This window comes from uncultured Shewanella sp. (genome assembly GCF_947501665.1).
Taxonomy (GTDB): domain Bacteria; phylum Pseudomonadota; class Gammaproteobacteria; order Enterobacterales; family Shewanellaceae; genus Shewanella.
Genome location: NZ_CANMWS010000013.1, coordinates 60,799 through 79,995 on the forward strand (window position 1 = coordinate 60,799; position 19,197 = coordinate 79,995).

The 19,197-nt window shown below is 37.7% G+C and carries 18 protein-coding genes; 6 read left to right on the forward strand and 12 right to left on the reverse strand.

Annotated features, from left to right (window positions below):
- Positions 1-32 precede the first annotated feature (32 nt).
- The 3 genes from mnmG to ubiG form a co-directional block, all read right to left on the reverse strand.
- Positions 33-1,922, reverse strand: coding sequence for a tRNA uridine-5-carboxymethylaminomethyl(34) synthesis enzyme MnmG (mnmG, locus tag Q0976_RS11515; protein WP_299493967.1), 1,890 nt, complete (start codon positions 1,920-1,922; stop codon positions 33-35).
- Positions 1,923-2,367: 445 nt separating this feature from the next.
- Entirely contained in the window at positions 2,368-2,808 is a 441-nt protein-coding gene (gene mioC, locus Q0976_RS11520; RefSeq protein WP_299493969.1) for an FMN-binding protein MioC, read from the reverse strand.
- A gap of 60 nt (positions 2,809-2,868) precedes the next feature.
- Positions 2,869-3,666, reverse strand: coding sequence for a bifunctional 2-polyprenyl-6-hydroxyphenol methylase/3-demethylubiquinol 3-O-methyltransferase UbiG (ubiG, locus tag Q0976_RS11525; protein ID WP_299493971.1), 798 nt, complete (start codon positions 3,664-3,666; stop codon positions 2,869-2,871).
- A gap of 812 nt (positions 3,667-4,478) precedes the next feature.
- Here ubiG and Q0976_RS11530 point away from each other — a divergent pair.
- The 4 genes from Q0976_RS11530 to Q0976_RS11545 all read left to right on the forward strand — a co-directional run bounded on the left by Q0976_RS11530 (position 4,479) and on the right by Q0976_RS11545 (position 7,962).
- Positions 4,479-4,838 carry a hypothetical protein gene (locus Q0976_RS11530; protein WP_299493973.1) on the forward strand — a complete coding sequence of 120 codons (360 nt, stop codon included), beginning with the start codon at positions 4,479-4,481 and terminating at the stop codon, positions 4,836-4,838.
- Positions 4,839-5,142: 304 nt separating this feature from the next.
- Complete coding sequence (locus Q0976_RS11535; RefSeq protein WP_299493975.1) at positions 5,143-5,457, forward strand: hypothetical protein; 315 nt, start codon at positions 5,143-5,145, stop codon at positions 5,455-5,457.
- An 88-nt stretch (positions 5,458-5,545) separates the two neighbouring features.
- Positions 5,546-5,890, forward strand: coding sequence for a hypothetical protein (locus Q0976_RS11540; protein ID WP_299493977.1), 345 nt, complete (start codon positions 5,546-5,548; stop codon positions 5,888-5,890).
- A gap of 242 nt (positions 5,891-6,132) precedes the next feature.
- Positions 6,133-7,962 carry a monovalent cation:proton antiporter-2 (CPA2) family protein gene (locus tag Q0976_RS11545; protein WP_299493978.1) on the forward strand — a complete coding sequence of 610 codons (1,830 nt, stop codon included), beginning with the start codon at positions 6,133-6,135 and terminating at the stop codon, positions 7,960-7,962.
- Between the two features lie 116 nt (positions 7,963-8,078).
- Here the strand turns inward: Q0976_RS11545 and Q0976_RS11550 are convergent, their stop codons facing one another.
- From Q0976_RS11550 to Q0976_RS11560, 3 genes are all read right to left on the reverse strand, one after another.
- Entirely contained in the window at positions 8,079-9,128 is a 1,050-nt protein-coding gene (locus Q0976_RS11550) for a hypothetical protein (RefSeq protein ID WP_299493979.1), read from the reverse strand.
- Positions 9,129-9,165: 37 nt separating this feature from the next.
- Positions 9,166-9,729, reverse strand: coding sequence for a hypothetical protein (locus Q0976_RS11555; RefSeq protein WP_299493980.1), 564 nt, complete (start codon positions 9,727-9,729; stop codon positions 9,166-9,168).
- A 149-nt stretch (positions 9,730-9,878) separates the two neighbouring features.
- Complete coding sequence (locus Q0976_RS11560; protein WP_299493981.1) at positions 9,879-10,328, reverse strand: lipocalin-like domain-containing protein; 450 nt, start codon at positions 10,326-10,328, stop codon at positions 9,879-9,881.
- A 61-nt stretch (positions 10,329-10,389) separates the two neighbouring features.
- On the opposite strand from Q0976_RS11560, the gene Q0976_RS11565 reads away from it, so the two are divergent.
- Positions 10,390-12,852 carry a helicase-related protein gene (locus tag Q0976_RS11565; RefSeq protein ID WP_299493982.1) on the forward strand — a complete coding sequence of 821 codons (2,463 nt, stop codon included), beginning with the start codon at positions 10,390-10,392 and terminating at the stop codon, positions 12,850-12,852.
- Positions 12,853-13,011: 159 nt separating this feature from the next.
- On the opposite strand, the gene Q0976_RS11570 is transcribed toward Q0976_RS11565, so the two are convergent.
- Positions 13,012-14,253: a dicarboxylate/amino acid:cation symporter gene (locus tag Q0976_RS11570; RefSeq protein ID WP_299493983.1), complete on the reverse strand. Its 1,242-nt coding sequence runs from the start codon at positions 14,251-14,253 to the stop codon at positions 13,012-13,014.
- Positions 14,254-14,471: 218 nt separating this feature from the next.
- Here Q0976_RS11570 and Q0976_RS11575 point away from each other — a divergent pair, with 218 nt between their 5' ends.
- Positions 14,472-14,942, forward strand: coding sequence for a hypothetical protein (locus Q0976_RS11575; RefSeq protein WP_299493984.1), 471 nt, complete (start codon positions 14,472-14,474; stop codon positions 14,940-14,942).
- A gap of 55 nt (positions 14,943-14,997) precedes the next feature.
- On the opposite strand, the gene mnmE is transcribed toward Q0976_RS11575, so the two are convergent.
- The 5 genes from mnmE to rpmH all read right to left on the reverse strand — a co-directional run bounded on the left by mnmE (position 14,998) and on the right by rpmH (position 18,801).
- Positions 14,998-16,359, reverse strand: coding sequence for a tRNA uridine-5-carboxymethylaminomethyl(34) synthesis GTPase MnmE (mnmE, locus tag Q0976_RS11580; protein ID WP_299493985.1), 1,362 nt, complete (start codon positions 16,357-16,359; stop codon positions 14,998-15,000).
- 79 nt (positions 16,360-16,438) lie between these two features.
- Complete coding sequence (yidC, locus tag Q0976_RS11585) at positions 16,439-18,064, reverse strand: membrane protein insertase YidC (RefSeq protein ID WP_299493986.1); 1,626 nt, start codon at positions 18,062-18,064, stop codon at positions 16,439-16,441.
- Between the two features lie 3 nt (positions 18,065-18,067).
- The gene (yidD, locus tag Q0976_RS11590) at positions 18,068-18,322 is read right to left on the reverse strand and encodes a membrane protein insertion efficiency factor YidD (RefSeq protein WP_299493987.1); all 255 of its coding nucleotides are present in this window, start codon (positions 18,320-18,322) and stop codon (positions 18,068-18,070) included.
- The gene (gene rnpA, locus Q0976_RS11595) at positions 18,289-18,645 is read right to left on the reverse strand and encodes a ribonuclease P protein component (protein WP_299493988.1); all 357 of its coding nucleotides are present in this window, start codon (positions 18,643-18,645) and stop codon (positions 18,289-18,291) included. The genes yidD and rnpA overlap by 34 nt, the downstream gene beginning before the upstream one ends.
- An 18-nt stretch (positions 18,646-18,663) precedes the next feature.
- Positions 18,664-18,801, reverse strand: coding sequence for a 50S ribosomal protein L34 (gene rpmH, locus Q0976_RS11600; protein WP_011758135.1), 138 nt, complete (start codon positions 18,799-18,801; stop codon positions 18,664-18,666).
- Positions 18,802-19,197: the final 396 nt, after the last annotated feature.

Genomic DNA, 19,197 nt, shown 5'->3' on the forward strand with positions numbered 1-19,197 from the left:
CCTCCAATATATTTAGTTAAACTGTATATTTATTAAGCACTCCTTCTTAATAAACCCCGTTTCTTTAAATGTACCAATAAAATAGAGATTGCAGCTGGCGTCATACCAGAAATACGTGATGCTTGCCCTATTGTTTCTGGTTTATGCTGATTCATTTTTGCAATGACCTCATTGGATAAACCGGGTACTTCTTGATAATCTAAGTCTAGGGGTAAGCCGGTTGTTTCATGACGGACCGCTTTATCAATTTCATCTTGTTGACGTTGAATATACCCTGAATATTTAACCTGAATTTGTACTTGTTCAGCAGCTTGCTTATTTTCAATACCTGGACCAAACCCTTCTAAAGCCATCAGTTTAGGGTAGTCCATCTCAGGTCGTCTTAATAGTTCTTCAAATGAAGCTTCTCTAGCAATAGGCGTATTTAATACAGGATTTAATACATCAATTAAAGGAGAGTTAGGGTGAACCCACTGACTACGAAGACGTTGCAGTTCAGATTCGATTGCTTCTCTCTTTTCATTAAATTTAGCCCAACGATAATCATCAACTAAACCTAATTCACGTCCTTTTTCCGTTAAGCGCAAATCGGCATTATCTTCACGTAGTAATAAACGATATTCCGCTCGGCTAGTAAACATACGATAAGGCTCTTTTGTTCCTAAAGTAGAAAGATCGTCAACCAAGACCCCTAAATAAGCTTCATCACGTCGTGGGGACCAAGCTTCTTTTCCTTGCACTTGTAGCGATGCATTCATTCCGGCCAATAAACCTTGTGCACCGGCTTCTTCATAGCCTGTTGTTCCATTGATTTGACCAGCAAAAAATAAACCATTAATGGTTTTGGTCTCTAAAGAGTTTTTAAGATCACGCGGATCAAAGTAGTCATATTCGATCGCGTAACCCGGTCGAATGATCTGAGCTTGATCCATTCCTTGGATCGATCGCACTAAATTCAATTGAACGTCAAAGGGTAAACTCGTTGAGATCCCATTTGGATAGATCTCATTGGTATTTAACCCTTCAGGTTCAATAAAGATCTGATGTGAATTTTTATCGGCAAAACGATGGACTTTATCTTCAATTGATGGGCAATAACGCGGGCCAATACCTTCAATGACTCCTGAATACATTGGGCTTCGATCGAGCCCACCACGAATGATCTCATGGGTTTTTTCGTTGGTATGTGTAATATGACAAGAGACTTGTTCAGGGTGTTGTTCAACATTACCTAAAAAGGACATCACAGGTAAAGGGTTGTCCCCTTTTTGCTCTGACATTAAATCAAAATTGATACTATTAGCATCAATTCGAGGTGGAGTACCTGTCTTTAAACGGCCTACTCGAATAGGTAATTCACGTAACCGATGAGCAAGTGCGATCGCAGGTGGATCACCCGCTCGGCCACCGCTGTAATTTTCTAAACCAATATGAATTTTGCCCCCTAAAAATGTGCCTGCAGTTAAGACAACAGCGGGGGCTTCAAATGCTAATCCCATTTGAGTAATAACACCGATAACTTTTTCATTTTCAACAACTAAATCATCTACTGCTTGTTGAAAAATGCGTAAATTGGGTTGGTTTTGTAAAATATTTTGTATTTTTTGTCTATACAAATTTCTATCGGCTTGTGCACGGGTAGCTCGAACTGCTGGGCCTTTACTGGAATTTAAGGTTCTAAATTGAATTCCAGCAAAATCTGTAGCAGTTGCCATGGCACCGCCTAGTGCATCGATTTCTTTGACTAAATGTCCTTTACCAATTCCGCCAATGGCTGGATTACAGGACATTTGTCCTAATGTGTCAATATTATGGGTGAGTAATAGTGTTTTAGATCCCATTCTAGCAGAAGCTAAAGCCGCTTCTGTGCCAGCATGACCACCACCTACAACGATCACATCAAAGCGTTCATGAAAAAGCATTAAATAACCTTCAATTGGTAAAAGACTAAATTTATTTCGAGCGGGGTATTTTAGCATTGGATCGTCAGAAGGTGAACGATCTATTTCATTTGTTTTGATCGAGTGCGATCGCTTAATAGATCTTAAGATCTTTATATAGATCTCTTATTATGGTTATTATTAAGATCGCCATATTCTGTGGATAAGCTATTTTCTTATTTATATTCAATTAGTAATAGAAAATTTATCCTGTGATCAGATCGGGATCAAACTGGATATAAGATGGGGATAGATCGCTTACTTATCCACAGGAGTGATCTTCTTAGTGATCGTGTGTTGAATAATACAGAGTTATAATGGGATAAAATAATACCTTATCCACACATCTATACAAAAAGTAAATAATGTGTGGATAAATATGATCTAACCTGTGCATTGTTTTATTTGCGATCGGAGATTTTCGATCTTAAAGTCGATCGCACCATTGGTTCAACCAAGATATAGCGGCTTTTTCTGGAATGGGATCGCGCTGAATGTCTATTTCGATCTTATCCACATATGCCTTAGCTGAGCACTGTTCTAGCAAGGTGCTTAGCTTGATAGGGCCATGGCAGAAGGTGTCATAGCTAGAATCACCAATGGCACAAAGAATGAACTTTTGATGACTCAGATCGGGTTTGTTTTTCTCGATCTCATCAAAAAAAGGTTGAATATTATCGGGGAGATCGCCTGCGCCATGAGTTGAAGAAACGAGAAACCAAAGTGATTCAGGCGTGAGTTCTGTTCTGTTTGGTGTTAAATGAAGCTGGATTTCATGACCTAATTCGAGGAGTTTTGATGCTATTTCATCGGCAACATATTCGGCACTCCCTAAGGTTGTTCCAATGATAATATCTATTTTTGACACAGTACTTCCTGACTTTTTTGGCTAATTTGAGTGGATGATAAGTGAAATGCAGCTATCAAGCTAGATTGATATTGATGGTTTGGGGTTTTGAGTCTTAGTTGCATAGAGGAGGTAGTTCACCTTGGTGTTACTATGCGTTCGCCATTTTTGAGTAAAAGGATTTAAACTCATTCCTTCTGTATAGAGTAATGTGACCTGATTAAGATGTAGCTGAATGATGATTTCACTAGGTTTGACAAAGTGTTGCCATTGATGTGTGCCAATTGGGAGGTAGCGCATGATGTATTCGGCACCAAGGATCGCGACAAGATAGGATTTTAGCGTACGGTTTAATGTCGCCATGATTAATAATCCTTCAGGGTTTAATAATTGGCAACAAGTATCAATAAGCTTATTTTTTTCAGTCACATGTTCAATAACTTCAGTATTCAAAATAACATCATATCCATCCACACTTGCTTTATTTCTACCTTCCTTTATTAGGTTTTCGGCTAAGCAATGTGAATAATTTATTTCAATGTTTTTTGCTGCAGCATGTTGTTTTGCTATCTCAATATTGATTGCACTGGCATCTATTCCGGTTACATGTGCACCTTGTGCGGCCAATGGCTCAGCAAGGAGCCCTGCTCCGCAACCAATATCAAGTATGTTGATTTTTTCAAAGGGATGATCGTGTGTGAGATCGCGATCAAAATGATTGGCGATTGCCGATCTTATATTATTGAGTCTCGCTTGATTAAAAGTATGTACATGTTTGAATGCTCCATTGGGATCGCGCCATTCTTTTGCTAGCTGATCAAATTTTTGTATTTCCTTATGAGAAGTGATGGGTGAGGATAGCTGACTTTTATCTATCATATTTATCTCATATAAAGGAGGATAACGTGAGTATTCAGTATAGCTTCTTATTGGTTATAGGATAATAATAAACAATGAATATTAATACGTTATACTTGTTTCTTATCATTGAAAGGGATTGATTACTATTTTGCCTCATCTATTGTGCTTGAATGGACTCTTATATTCATTTGATTAAACAAATGGTCATTCAGCGGAAAATAAAAATACGATAGGTTCAAACATCGCTCTACCTACCTTATCTAATGTTTAGGCTTTTGTTGTTCTAAAATACAATAGACATTTTCTATACCTATATTAGGTTAATGCAACTCTTGTTCATATGGATGTGAATGGGCCGTATATCTAAAATGATTAAAGCTGGGTAGCGTTTTTTGAAACCTTCATTGGAATAGCGTTTTAATGGAGAGGGAATTTTTTGATTAGGGATTATCAATGATTAAAACAACGGATATATTTTTATAATCAACCTGTAAACTTAGCTCAAAATTATCCATTGTCTAATAATTAAAATAATATTGATATTTTACATTTTTTCTTATTCAATAAAAATTTAAATTAATCGCATGAAATTAAAATAGAAAATTATTTTCTTGTTATTTTCTATATCTATTTTATTTATAAAAATTTGATTGTATATGCTTAAAAATTCTTAATATAGGGCGAAATTTAATCAAATGCATAGTAGTATGGATTTGTAACAAATTATTTTCCATTGCGTTTGAGATCAAAAACGCCATTGTTTTATTAATATCATGTTCTCGTCATTAAAAAATAGGGAGATTCAGTTTGGCGGTTTGATTGGGGTCATTATGCATATATATCAACAAGAATTCGGCCAAGATTTTGATTTAGGTTTTGATATCACAATATTTCCTTTCTTAGAGGATTTAAGTTTCCATCTGGATGAATGTCCTAGCTTTGTATTTCATGCATTGGAGCCGAACGATAAAGAATATCTTTTACTGTGGGTTGAACATAAGGATACTTCAAAAAGAAATTGTAATTTTCCTCGTTATTCGGTGTTAACAGCGACAAACTTTGGTACAGAAGCCGAACCCGAAATAGCACATGATGAAAATAGTAAAATTATATTTTCGAGTGAAAATATTAATGAGCTCTATCGATTTTTAGCGCCTTTTCAGATACTAGAAGATTTAAAAGTGGGTTAGAGGTCGGTATATAAATCATTTATTTTTCACTTTTTATTGTCATTTTAAAATCGATGAACGATTGTTGAGCGAGTGGCTCATAACCTGAAGTTATTTGTCAATGACTAATCAATCTAATAGAGTTGACGTAATTCAGAATAATGGAGAGTAGAATCAAGTCTAGGATTTTTATTCTATTTTGGGTGTTTTTTGATAACACGATGAATATTAAGAATGAAAATTAACTTTCTAAACATTCAGAGTTGAGGTTTATATGTATCAATTTCAGGATGAATTTGGAAGAGATTTTGACTTGGGATTTGATTTGTCTGATTTTCCATTTTTACATGATAAAAGTTGGAATGATGATGATTGTCCAAGTTTTCTGTTTCATTGTGAAAGTCGTATAAAATTGGGAGAATATTTGGTTTTATGGGTTAACCCTGTAAAGAAAGAAGCACGTTTAAATGATTTTCCACGTTATATTGTAAGAACGGCTAAGAATGTAGGAACTGATAATTTACCTGAAATAGTACATGATGAAACCACTGAAGTGGTTTTTGAAAGTGAGTCTGTTGAAGGGTTATATCGGTTTCTAGTACCTTTTCAAGTATTGGAAAATATGAAGCCGAATAATTAATAGGTATTATATTTGAAGAAAAAGACTTGATTTTTTAGGTCGTTATTGAAGCGAAAATGGATAATATGGATTAAGATGAGGGATTACTATGTTTGAATTTACCGATAATGTCAGCCAAAAAGATATATTTTCTGTTGTATCTTATCCTTCCGTTTTAGATGAAGCGATTACCTCGCAGTACAGTTTTGTTACTGAAAATGCTTATCTTAAATTACAGATTGATTATATTGCTTCTCCAATGGGTAATGAGTGGAGTCGTCCTTATTATACTGTATTAAGCATTAATCATCTCGGTGAGTTTTCTTCTGGAGAGGAAGGATACGTTGAAGAGTATCCTGATGTATTTCATGATGAAGACAGTGAAATTATTTTTGAAAGTGACAGTATTGATGAGTTGTACCGTTTTTTACAGTCTCAATCAATTCAAGGTTAAGGAGCTTAATACTGAGAGGATTAGAGACTTGATATTTCACGTTAATCGTTTAGTGTGAAATTGAGTTGTTGTGCCTATCTGTTTTGTTCATTCATCGAATTTCCTACACATTCTAAATGCTATCAATCTACTTGTGCTTCTGCGGCATCTAAATGACCATTAAATTAACTATTAATCTCGATAGTCAGTGTAAACTAAATGAGGGATGCTTTTTTTAAGATGATAATTTTTTTGGAGATTAAATGTTAGAACTATCTGTCGTCTATTTAGCTGCTGCAATTGTCGCAGTACCGATAGCTAAGCGTTTAGGTTTAGGTTCTGTACTCGGTTACCTTCTCGCAGGGATTTTAATTGGTCCTTTTTTCTTGAGTTTAGTGGGTGACCAAACTGAGGTAATGCATTTTGCTGAATTTGGTGTGGTAATGATGCTTTTTCTTGTTGGCTTGGAGCTACAACCGAGTCGGCTATGGACATTACGTCGTTCCATTATTGGTCTTGGCGGGCTACAACTTATTATCAGTACACTATTTATATTTATTATTTGTTTTTATTTTTTATTATTGTCATGGCAAGCATCTTTAGCGTTAGGCCTAATGTTAGCCTTATCTTCCACTGCGATTGTGTTACAAACTTTGACTGAGAAAGGATGGATAAAACAAGAAGCTGGGCAGAATAGTTTTTCGGTTTTGTTATTTCAAGACATTGCCGTGATCCCTATCCTTGCATTATTGCCTTTATTAGCTTTAGGTGAGCCAAGTCACCTTAAAAGTTCTGAGAGTTTAATCGACAGCTTTCCTTTATTGTTGCAAGTTGTGATATCAGTATTGATGATCGCATTTATTGTTTTTTTTGGTAAATTTATCGCTGGGCCTGCTTTTCGTTATATTGCTGAAACACGCTTAAGAGAAATTTTCACTGTATTTGCATTATTTTTAGTGATAGCCATTGCATTGTTGATGCAAAAAATTGGTTTATCTCCTGCGTTAGGGACTTTTCTTGCTGGAGTCGTATTGGCTGAAAGTGAATTTAGGCATGAGCTTGAAGCTGATATTGAGCCTTTTAAGGGGCTGTTACTAGGATTGTTTTTTATCACTGTGGGTGCATCTATCGATTTTTCACTCTTATATGAATATTTTTTATTGGTGTTAACTTGTGTGATTGCATTGATTATCATTAAAGCGACAGTGTTGTTTATTCTAGGCAGCGTTTTCAAATTACAGGGAAATCAAAAGTTACTGTTTACGCTTGCTCTAGCTCAAGGAGGTGAGTTTGCTTTTGTATTATTATCTTTAACAGGCAGTTTATCAATTTTATCCCCTGAACAAGTTAACCTCACAACATTAGTGGTTGCTATTTCAATGTTATTAGCGCCAATCCTTTTACTTGGATATGAGTATTTTGAAAAACGAGATCAGTCGCTTAAAGATGAATTTGATAGTCCAGGTGAGATAGAATCAACGAATAACGTTATTATTGCAGGCTACGGACGGTTTGGACAAGTTGTAGGGCGTTTGCTTAAAGCGCAAGGGTATCAATTATCAATTTTAGATCATAGCCCGACACAAATAGAGCTTGTTCGTCGATTTGGTTCTAAAGTTTTTTATGGTGACGCTGCACGTTTTGACTTATTAGCGGCATCAGGTGCTGCCGAGGCTAAGCTGTTAGTTATTGCTATTGATGATCCTGTTAAAACATTGGTTATAATAGAATTATGTCAAAAATATTTTCCTAATTTAAAGTTAGTGGCTCGAGCAATAGATAGGCGTCATGCTTATGAATTATTACGACTTGGTGTCAGTTGTTTTAGGCGAGAAACATTTGATTCTGCTTCAAACTTAGGTATTGATGCATTAAAGTTATTAGGTCACAGTGAACTTGCTTCAAACAGAGCGGGGGAATTATTCAGGCAACATGATGAAGATTCTTTAGAGAGTTTGTCTCACTTATGGGGAGACGATCAAAGTTATGGTGTTGCATTTAAGCAAAGATTAGAAGATTTAACACAAGTCTTAGAGGAAGATAGAAAACAACAAGGTAAGTTAAATGCTTGCAAAGGGGAAGATTGTCCATAGATTTAGGCCCGCAGTTTAACACAGTGCTTAAGGGAAAGTGATCTCTACTCAATCTTGTCCCTTGAGTCTAACAATATGAAACAGTGCAGTTTGTTCTGCACTGTTGAGTTGAATTGTTATTGATTGAACACATCTTCACAAGCGAAGGGACCACTAAATTCTAATAAAGCTTGCGGCATTTGAATGGTTTCTTTTAACTCTCCAAAATGATACAGATCAAAGTTTAAATTTGCCTTCATTGTTTTCATATATCTTTGCTCTCCACCAAATATTATGACTGAAGGGAAATTCAGAGGATAGAAACTATTAATATCTGCTTGCGCCTCTAAAATCAGTTTGTGACTTATTTTATTCAATTCAACTTTCAGGTATCCAGCACAAGCATCAATTTCTCGTTTTACAGATAAGTTATTAAAGGCTGGATGGAAAATAAGATCGTATTCTTTTGAAATATAGCGGCCCGCCCACATTTCTAAAGTTGAATCTCCAAATACCGCGCCGGTAAACATGTAAAAAAGATCATCAGACAAGCCCATGGTGTACATCATACCACTGCTAGATTCTTTATCGTACCAGCCTTTATCCAATTGGGCGTAACCTGTGCCTGATAAGAACTGATTGCCATTATCAAAACTGTATTCAATGGGAGTACCTACAGTGTATAAAAACCATTTTCCACCCACTCCTGGTAATTCAGGAATGATACCGAATGGAGTTTGTCCTGGATTTAAACCATGCCAGTAGTGATGATGTTCTCCATTCCAGTTTAGGGTGAATTTGAAGTTTTCATGGTTGATATCAAGGCGATTTTCATCGGCGATAATGACTCCTGGTACTTCATAATAAAAATTATTTGAACCATCTGGGTGTGTTAGAATGACATCATCTAAAAACAAATCATATTTAGTGGTTGTGCCTTCAATGGGTGTAAAGGCAAGATGAATATAGGCTTTTGGTTTGGGAAGTTCAAAGTCTGGAGCAATATAAGTTTGAAAGCTTATTTTAAAGTAACCCACATTTGGAACCGCAACATTATAAAACCATTGTTCAGCCCATGTTTTATCTGAAGTGGGAGTGTGTGCTTTTAAATCATTAAGTGTGGTTGCACTAACGGAGGTGGAAAATAACACCATAACTAACGTTATCAATAATGATAAATGTCGCATATACCTTTCCTTGATTAATTGTTATTGAGTTCAGATATTATTGAGGTCGTTCAAAATGCTCTTTTAAGCCTAAGAGTTCATTCGTCATGCCATTAAACATTTGTTCTTTATATAGCAAGTAACTGAGTCCTGAAATCCATCCGTTAAATTGAAAGCTTCCAGAGACTTGCGTGGTTCCATCGTCTTGCTGGGTTAAATAGCGGCAACGCTCCCCCCCTGCTAGAAAGCTATACCACATTTCATCTCGCCAACAGAAAACTTGATTCTGTTCGAGGTGGATTATTGTATGATTTGACTCCATTTCCTTTTCATCTAATATCAATTTAGCCCACACATTACCACCTAAACTGGGATCGCCTGACGCTTCAAATAACCAAGGATTCCATAAGTGATAATCATTGAAATTAAGTAAGGTGTTATAAAGAGGTGCTGCTTGAGATTGGATAATGACGGTATCGGTTTTAATTAAAGGTACATTTCCTGCCTGGGCTGCTAAGGGGAAGATACATAGTATTATCAAAGGTATTGTTTTGATGTTTAATTTGATACTGCTATTTTTTAAAATATTAAACAACATTCGCAATCGACAGGTGAGCAACATAATAGGGTCCTTTATCAGTACAAAGTATATTGAGACTTCATTCACTGATTGCACAAGCTGCCAGAAATTGTTTTAGGATTGAAGCCCCCTGTTTGGGCTATTTTATGTTCTGCTAATAAAATGATTTAAGAATGAGATGTTTTTTTAAATCATATTGATTTGGTGCTTATTGGTTCCCAAATAACATAAGGCTCAACTAATTCATTATTAATATATACGTTTTTTGCTGATAACATTAATTGCTTTTGGTTCCACTTTATTGTTCGTCGTTGATCTGTGTTAGCCCAATTGGGGAGTGAACTATAAGTAACATGATGAATGATGTCATTGTCTTCTATATGAAAAGTACCTGCATAAGAAAAATAACTACGATAACTCCTTTCTATTTCTTCTAATGTACCACTTAATAAGTTATTTTCTTTATGAAATGGACGATTATTAGCCATTAAATGAATAAAGTAAAATCCATTGGCGGTATAATTTAGTATGCCAGTTGCATCGGATCCTAACGGATAAGTTATTTCCCCTGTAACGTGCCTGTTTTCAAGTGAAATGAGTTTATAGGTATTGATTAAGCTTTCTTTTTGTATTTTCATCATTTGTGCGTGTCGTTATGATCAAGATCTAATATTAATATAGTCTATTTTTAAGGGGAAAAGTTTGCATTTACCTATTGATAGCCTGCGAAGTGAGTTCTTGTATTTACTCAAGAATCATCACTTAGTTGTTGAGTCTGAGACTGGATCAGGTAAATCAACGCGGTTACCTCTTTGGTCATCTCAATTAATGATTGCTGGCAAAAAAGCGCGGGTTTTGGTCATTGAGCCTCGAAGAGTCGCATGCTTGGCTTTATCTGAATTTGTGAGTTCTAAAGATGCACAAGCAGATTTGGCTCTTGATACTGCCATTAATGTGGGGTATTCCATTCGATTTGATTCAACAGTGGTACCTGCCACACAAGTGGCTTTTGTGACGCCTGGTGTCGCACTGCGCTGGTTGAATGAAAATGATTTAGCTGATTTTGATGTTATTGTTTTTGATGAATTTCACGAACGTCGTTGGGACACGGATCTTTTATTGGCAATATTAAAACAGCGAGGAAAACATAAACTGGTACTTACGTCAGCCACCATGAATATTGCTGCTTTAATCGTATATTTAAAAACAAATCAAGATGTTGAAGTTAGACATTTAAAGGTTAGTGGACGTCAATTTCCAGTTGAAACTTTCTACCAATCATCGAAAAGTGATGTATTACCTGAACTCAATGATATTGAAATAAAAGTTAAAAAAGCGATCGAACAGATTATTAATATTGAATATTTGACAGGAGATATTCTTGTTTTTTTACCCGGTAAACGAGAAATCAATAATTGTGAACAACATTGTCGGTCTTTACTTTATGAGGCCGGTTTTTCTTCAGCTATTTTACATGGTGGTATTAACCATGATAAGCAAAAAAGTGTATTGGTCCAAGCGTCGAGTCGCAGGGTCATTTTTTCCACCAATGTTGCTGAGACATCTTTAACGATTCCAGGTGTTGCTGCGGTTATTGATTCAGGACTTGAGAGAAGGACATTACAAAGAAATGGACGGACGGTTTTGTCATTGTCTCGAATTTCTCATGTGAGCAGCGAACAACGTAAAGGGCGAGCTGGGCGCACACAACACGGTGTATGTATTCGATTGTGGGGACGTCATGCCGTTTTAGATGTGGATTCCCAGCCTGAATTAATGCGAAATGATCTTGTGGAACCTATGCTTGCAGCGGCCGCAATAGGTTATAAGCTTTCAATATTAGAGTTTATTGATGTGCTGCCTAAAAAAACACTGTCAAAAGCCTATGAAACTTTGATTAAGATGGCGGCTATTGAACAAAATGGAAAAATAACATTACATGGTAAAAAGCTTTTCCCTCTGCCTATTGATACTTTATTTTCTCATTTAATCAGTGCGATGGATAATGAGATCCATAAGGGGATAATGATTGATCTTGTTGCGGCATTGAGTGTTGGGAAAAAACTGATTACTTTGCCCTCATCGATACAAGATAGGCAAGCATTAATACAATGGGAACCATTAAATTGTGATGCGATGTTATTGATCAAAGTGATGAGGCAAGCCGTACCTGATTATTTGCGAGTTGATCTCATTTTATTAAACGAAGCAAAACAGTTGGCGAGTCAAATTTGTCTACAACTCAATGTAGACAAGCAAGAAATGATCATTAATGAGACCTTAAGAGAAAAGTGGTTATTAAATGTGATTAAGGCTTTTCCTGAATTAGCTTTTGTGCGCAGAGAAAAGCGTTATCAATCATTAGGTAATGGCTTCAGTGAAATACAAATTGGTCAATCAAGTCGATTTATGGCTGAACTCATCTCCGAAGAAGGTCAAGCGAATCCTTTAGCTGCGGTCGTTTTCGATCAATTTTCACTTGTGGGTAAAGGTGTGAAACAAACCGTTAATTTTGCGAACTGTATGGCACCTATTTCACTTAATATTTTAGTTGAGGCTGAGGTAGGAAAAGAATGTGTGAGTGATTCCTCAAGTGCTCATCAGCCCGATAAGGTATTTTTTGTTAGGCATTATGCAGGAAGAGTGATTGGATCGCGAATAGGATCAGTGAAAGGCGATCAATTACTTGAGTCTATTGTTGGATCGATTTTATCAGGCACTGTTTTTCCTCATTTAGCCATTAAGATCGAGCGAGATATTGATGCTTGGAATATTTGGCTGCAATTGAAAAGAAAACAGCAGAAACACCCTGTGGATAACTTTTTAACAGTACAAGATCCATTATGTGTAAAAAGTCATTTAAAACGAAAACTTTTGGAATTGGGTGTTGAGAGTGTTGATGACCTCGAACTGCTCGATGAAAGTGATTTGTTTTTTGATGGTATTCCAGATTGGGAACGTGATGAGTTTGATAGTTTATATCCACAGATATTAATTTTGCCAGAATTAACACTTGACGTTGAATATAGCCCTAATAATAACTGCGTGACGCTATTGTATGTTAAAGGTTCACGTAAACGGGGACCTAAACGATGGGAGTTACCCCGCTGGTCAGGGTGGCGTATAAAATATAAAAAAGCGAGCCGTGTGGTAGAGATAAAGTAGCGTCTGGTAAACCTGAACTCGGTATTAAGCCATATTAAAAACAAATAAGCATGGGGTTGTTTTTAAGTTATTGACTTATAATTGATTAATGAAGTTACTAAATTTCATTATCCCGAGTTCAGGTAAATATAGGTAAGTGTTTCGCCTCCTTGATGTTGATTAACTTTTCATTTGTTGCCACTTATCGACAATCACTGAGGCCACTAAATCACCTTCTACATTCACTGCAGTTCTAAAGGTATCAAGGGGTCTTTCTATGATTAATAAAATCGCAATGGCTTCAAGTGGTATTCCTGCAGCGAGTAAGACTAATTGCATACCTGACATTGAGCCTGAAGGCATACCGGGTGCACCAATGGAGGATACCATCGCCATTAAAAAGATGACGACGAGTCCAGAGGTGCCTAAATCTATTCCATAGAGTTGGGCTAAGAAGATAGCCGCTACACCTTCAAATAGGGCGGTACCATCCATGTTCATAATAGAGCCTAGTGGTAATACCATGCTGCTAGTGGATTGAGAAACGCCCAGTTCTTCTTCTGCCACACGCATGGATAAGGGGAGAGTTGCGGCGCTTGATGAGGTGGCAAAAGCCATTGCCATTGGGGTGGAAATCGCTTTAAACATGGGAAGTAACTTACGGCCTGTGAATATTTTTGCGAGTAGGGGTAAAGTGACTCCTCCATGAACAAGAGTGAGAATAAATACTAATAAGGCAAAGCTGGCGAGTTCACCAAACAGCTGCGTGTTTCCTAGGCTCGTGTATTCAAAAATAATGCTAAATACGGCGATAGGTGCCAATTTTATAATCGCGGAAATCAGTTTTGTTAAACTTGTATTAATGGCTTCGATAACTTGAAATACGGCATGTTTAGCAGGAAGACTCACCAGTAACGCAATGCCAAACATAATGGCGAATAATACGATAGCGAGTAAATTACCACTGGAGAGAGCATTAAAAGGATTGGTCAGTGCCATCGTGAGTAATTTTGTACTGATACTGCCACCCGTTGCTGCGTCTTGGGAGATAAGTTGTACATTACTGGCATCAGGTGTAAACATTAAAGCAGGCCAAGTTGGCATCAGTAAGGCGGCACTTAGGCCTAAACTAATAGCAAGTATTGTTGTGAGGGCGTATATAGCAACGGTTTTACCACCAAGGGATTTTAAACTGACAATAGAGCCAATATGAGTAATGCCTTGTAGAAGTGAGAATAAGACCACTACTCCCACGAGCATTTTTAGTAAGCCAATATATATCAGTTTACCTAAGCCAATAAACTCGAGTACTCCAGAGTGAGTGTTTAGCCAAGCTATTGGCACCGCATAACCCAGTAATGCGGCTAATAAAGCGGCAATAACTAATTGGCCAGGGAGTGTGAAAGTGAGTTTTTTCAGCATAATAACTCCTAGTATGCTTAATATTTTTATGGCGTAAGGATGTTTTTTGAGTCGCTAATGCAATGACCATAGCGTTAAAGTGAGTCGTATTATGCGGGTTGCTTGCTGGATATTATAGTGATTTTTTATTTTTCATTAATGTCACTTTTATCTGTGATAACTCTGCTATTTTTAATGTGCATTACATGAGATGCCATTTATTTAAAAGGAAAGAGATAATGAAAAAAATCATATTGTTATTAGTTGGACTTATGTATTTAGGTATGGCTAATGGAAGCGATGAAGTGAAGTTTGATGCTGTCGGTCAATGGGTATATGACACTGGAATGACACCGAGTTTATGGCAAGATAAGGCACTATGGGTGGATGTTCTTGTTAAGGATTTAGCTTTTGATAAAAGTGTTGGCATTCGTTGGACTGATGATCATTGGAATACTCATCAGGACAGTTTGTTGTCATTTGAACAAGCTTATAATAATGGTTATGAGCGTTGGGGGATTGATTTTGCGCCATTAGGGAGATTAACGAGTTATTATATTGGCAGTTGGTATAACTATGTGACTCGAACGTATCGAGCGGGTGGAACCAGTGCGACCATTGAATTTGCTATTTTTTATGAGGTCAACGGCCAGACGTATTGGGATAACAATCAAGGTGAAAATTATACACTTGAATTGAGTTTATTCTAATAAATAACAAGATAAGAGGATAGAATATATCCTCTTATTGTGTTTTAAATAGCGATTACTTTCCGATACAGAATGAACTAAAGATTTTTCCTAACAGATCATCAGAAGTAAATTGACCTGTAATTTCAGATAACGCCATTTGAGTCATTCTCAGTTCTTCTGCTAATAGCTCTCCAGCTTGATAGACTTCTAATTGCTCTTTACCTAATAGTAAATGGCTACTGGCGAGGTCAAGAGCTTGTAAATGGCGCCTACGAGCTATAAATCCGCCTTCTAGGTTACTTTGGTAACCCATCAATGATTTTAGGTGTTGTTTTAATTCATCGATGCCTAATCCTGTTTTTGCTGAGATAGGAAAGACCGGCGAATGACCGTTGTCGGTGATAAGTACATTTTCTTGAGTGATATCGACTTTGTTACGTACAACACTTATGCCTAAATTCTTAGGTAAACGTTCGATAAAGTCTGGCCAAATATCATGGGGGTCAACCGCATCCGTTGTTGTGGCATCAACCATAAATAACACTCTATCAGCTGTGGCTATTTCATCCCAAGCCCGTTCAATACCCATTTTTTCTACGATGTCATCAGTATGACGTAGACCGGCAGTATCAATAATGTGTAAGGGCATACCATCAAGGTGAATGTGCTCTCTGAGTACATCTCGAGTCGTGCCTGCTATCTCCGTGACAATGGCGGATTCTTTTCCAGCTAGGGCATTGAGAAGACTTGATTTACCTGCATTTGGTCGTCCGGCAATAACGACTTTCATGCCTTCACGAATAATGACACCTTGCTGGGCACTTTGTTGAACATCATTGAGTTTATCGATAATGCTATACAACGCCGTTGCGATTTTTCCGTCATTAAGAAAATCGACTTCTTCATCTGGAAAATCTATTGCTGCTTCCACGTATAAGCGAAGGTTAGTTGTTTGCTCTACCAGTTCATGTACCTGAGTCGAAAATTCACCTTGAAGTGAGTGTAGCGCGCTTTTGGCGGCTTGTTCGCTGGTAGCATCAATCAAATCGGCAATGGCTTCTGCTTGGGTTAAATCTAGCTTGTCATTTAGAAAGGCTTGCTCACTAAACTCACCAGGTTTGGCAATGCGCACGCCTTCTGTTTCCATGATGCGTTTGATTAGCATATCAAGCACAATCTGCCCTCCATGACCTTGTAATTCAAGAACATCTTCACCCGTAAAGGAATTAGGTCCTTTAAAATACAGTGCTATACCTTGGTCTATTACTTCTCCTTGAGCGCTTTTAAAGTCACAATAGTCTGCATAGCGGGGCTTAGGTAGATGTCCCAGTACGGTCATAGCGACCTGGGTGGCGAGGTCGCCAGAGACTCGAATGATACCCACCCCCCCACGTCCAGGTGCTGTGGCTTGTGCCACAATCGTATCGGTTGTCATTATTTCCCCTTTGTTTTTATTGAAAAAGCGGCTTAATACTGAGTATTAAACCGCCTTTGACTATGTTGCTTATTATGTTTTATTTCAGGCCTTTTTTCTCAAGTCCTGAATAAATAATTTTTTGTTGTGTAATGGCCACAATATTACCGACTAACCAATACAGTACCAAGCCCGCTGGGAACCATAAGAAGAATACAGTAAACATGACAGGCATCCAGCGCATAATCTTAGCTTGCATAGGATCCATTGTGGGGGCCATTGGTTGCATCTTTTGCATAATGAACATAGAGACACCCATCAAAATAGGCAGTACATAGTAAGGGTCTTGTACTGACAAATCGGTGATCCAGAACATGAACGGGGCATGACGTAATTCAACGCTTTCCATCAATACCCAATACAAAGCAATAAAAATAGGCATTTGCAGCAAGATAGGTAGACAACCCCCCATAGGGTTGACCTTTTCCTTCTTGTACAGCTCCATCATGGCCTGTCCCATCTTTTGCCTATCATCCCCGAAACGCTCTTTAAGTTCGGTTATTTTAGGCTGTAGATTACGCATTTTAGCCATTGACGTGTATTGTGCTTTGGTAAGTGGGTATAACAGTCCACGTACCGTTAGCGTAATCAAGATGATTGCTAAGCCCCAATTACCCACTAATGATTGGAAGAACATCAATAACTTATTGATAGGAACAGCCAACCACCATAAGAAGCCGTAATCCACCACTAGATTCAATGTATCTGAAATTGCTGATAAGGCTTTTTGATCTTTAGGGCCCACATAGAATTGTGAGTGAATGGTTTGTTCCGTACCTGGTGCAATGGTATGTACATTTCCACGGAAGCCTATATTTGCAAGACCACCAGCACTGATGCTAGAAAATAAGGTATTTTTGTCTCCAGCAGGTGGTATCCAAGCTGACACAAAGTAGTGTTGTAACATGGCAACCCATCCACCTAAGGTCGATTGGTCAAGATTTTTATCTGCCATGTTATCAAAGCTATATTTTTCATAACGCACATTGGCTGTTGAGAAGGCGGCGCCAAGATAAGTCGGCATCATCATGCTACTGCCACTTTTCTTGATACTGTGCTTGATTTGCCCGTACATCTGAATTTGTAATGGTGCCGATGTGGTGTTATTTATTTTGTAGTCAACATCAATATCAAACTTTCCACGATGGAAAATAAATTCTTTTGTGTATTTGGCACCATCAGCGGCAGTATAGGTCAAGGGCACTGTCAGTGTATCTTGCCCTGACGCTAAGTTAAATTTTTGGGCTTCGGCGCTAAAATGCGCTCTGCCTTTAGTGCTATCAATACCATTACGGCCTATTAAGCCACTTTGTGCGATATAAGTAATATCTTTATTTTGATTAAGTAGCACAAAGGGTTCGTTTTTACCTTCTTCCAACTTATGTGAAAGTAGGGCTGAGTAAACGATATCACCACCAATAGGATTAATCTTTATTTCCAATTGGTCAGTTGTAACAGTGATTAACTCTTTTGAGGCGGTTACTGCTGCAGGTAATGCTGTATCGGCAGTAGGAACGTCGGTACTATGAGAGTCTGTCACAGTTGAAGCAGCCACTGATTGTTCAGTTGCTACAGTTTTTGGGGCTTTGTCAGTTTGCCATTGTTGCCACAACAAAAAGCTGACAAATAGCAGACCTATTAGCAGTATATTGCGTTGAGATTCCATAGCCTATTTTTTGCACCTATGTTTTTTTAAAGGAACGGGGTCATCACCACCCGGATGTAGAGGGTGGCATCTTAATATACGTTTCGCTGCAAGCCAACAGCCTTTTATCAATCCATGCAATTGAATTGCTTCTATGGCATAAGTTGAACAGGTTGGCGTAAATCTGCATTGAGGACCCAGCATGGGACTGATAAAAATTTGATAACCACGAATAAACTTAGTGGCTAGCCATTGTAACGGCGACTGAGTTTGCGCCATAACTTTTCTACCAGTTTCTTGAGTTCTGCATTATCCATTTCCAATACGCCATTTCTGACTAACACCACAATATCTACGGGTGGTAAGTCATGTTGATGCAAACGAAAATTATCTCTAATGACACGCTTAATTCTGTTGCGCTGATTGGCTCTTTTTACATAACGTTTAGCAACGGTTAAACCTATACGAGGATGGGCCATTGTGTTGGGCTTTGCAAGTAATGTAATTTCAGCAGAAGAAGCTTTGACGGGATTGGAAAATACAGATTTGAATTGCGCGGGAGTTAGCAAACGTAACTCCCGTGTAAAGGTGTAGCTAGTCACCTGAATTCCTACTTAAAATTAAGCAGAAAGGCGAGCACGACCCTTGGCACGGCGGCGAGCCAATACCTTACGGCCGTTTGCTGTCGCCATGCGAGCGCGGAAGCCGTGAGAACGCTTGCGCTTCAGGTTGCTTGGTTGAAAAGTACGTTTACTCATTGAGGCAATCCGTCTTTGTGTTAGTGAATAATACTTACTTGCTAAATTTTTTTAGAAGTAAGGCTAAAAAAGAGGCCGAATTGTAATCACTTTAGGCTGTCTCGTCAATAAGCAATCGCCTCAAGTGATTAAATAGTACCTGAGTAAAAATGGTCTTAATCTCAAGGAAATAAAAAAAGCTATAATTATCAGGTTGTTATGGATACCATGCTGTTTTTTTTAACTGTCTGATATTTATAGGTTTTACTAAAATTAATTTAAATGATTTTTTGCTTAAAATAAGACGATAAAAGTGTGGAGTAAGCACTATACTATGTGGATAACTCTGTGAGTTACCACTATATCTAGTGGTCTAATATAGGTACGATCACTAGCGTATTTTTTGGGGAGGAGACC

Coding starts and splice junctions, on each gene's coding strand:
- mnmG (WP_299493967.1), bottom strand. CDS start 1,922: ATGCTTTTTCATGAACGCTTTGATGTGATCGTTGTAGGTGGTGGTCAT.
- ubiG (WP_299493971.1), bottom strand. CDS start 3,666: ATGATAGATAAAAGTCAGCTATCCTCACCCATCACTTCTCATAAGGAA.
- Q0976_RS11530 (WP_299493973.1), top strand. CDS start 4,479: ATGCATATATATCAACAAGAATTCGGCCAAGATTTTGATTTAGGTTTT.
- Q0976_RS11540 (WP_299493977.1), top strand. CDS start 5,546: ATGTTTGAATTTACCGATAATGTCAGCCAAAAAGATATATTTTCTGTT.
- Q0976_RS11545 (WP_299493978.1), top strand. CDS start 6,133: ATGTTAGAACTATCTGTCGTCTATTTAGCTGCTGCAATTGTCGCAGTA.
- Q0976_RS11550 (WP_299493979.1), bottom strand. CDS start 9,128: ATGCGACATTTATCATTATTGATAACGTTAGTTATGGTGTTATTTTCC.
- Q0976_RS11555 (WP_299493980.1), bottom strand. CDS start 9,729: ATGTTGCTCACCTGTCGATTGCGAATGTTGTTTAATATTTTAAAAAAT.
- Q0976_RS11560 (WP_299493981.1), bottom strand. CDS start 10,328: ATGATGAAAATACAAAAAGAAAGCTTAATCAATACCTATAAACTCATT.
- Q0976_RS11570 (WP_299493983.1), bottom strand. CDS start 14,253: ATGCTGAAAAAACTCACTTTCACACTCCCTGGCCAATTAGTTATTGCC.
- Q0976_RS11575 (WP_299493984.1), top strand. CDS start 14,472: ATGAAAAAAATCATATTGTTATTAGTTGGACTTATGTATTTAGGTATG.
- mnmE (WP_299493985.1), bottom strand. CDS start 16,359: ATGACAACCGATACGATTGTGGCACAAGCCACAGCACCTGGACGTGGG.
- yidC (WP_299493986.1), bottom strand. CDS start 18,064: ATGGAATCTCAACGCAATATACTGCTAATAGGTCTGCTATTTGTCAGC.
- yidD (WP_299493987.1), bottom strand. CDS start 18,322: ATGGCGCAAACTCAGTCGCCGTTACAATGGCTAGCCACTAAGTTTATT.
- rpmH (WP_011758135.1), bottom strand. CDS start 18,801: ATGAGTAAACGTACTTTTCAACCAAGCAACCTGAAGCGCAAGCGTTCT.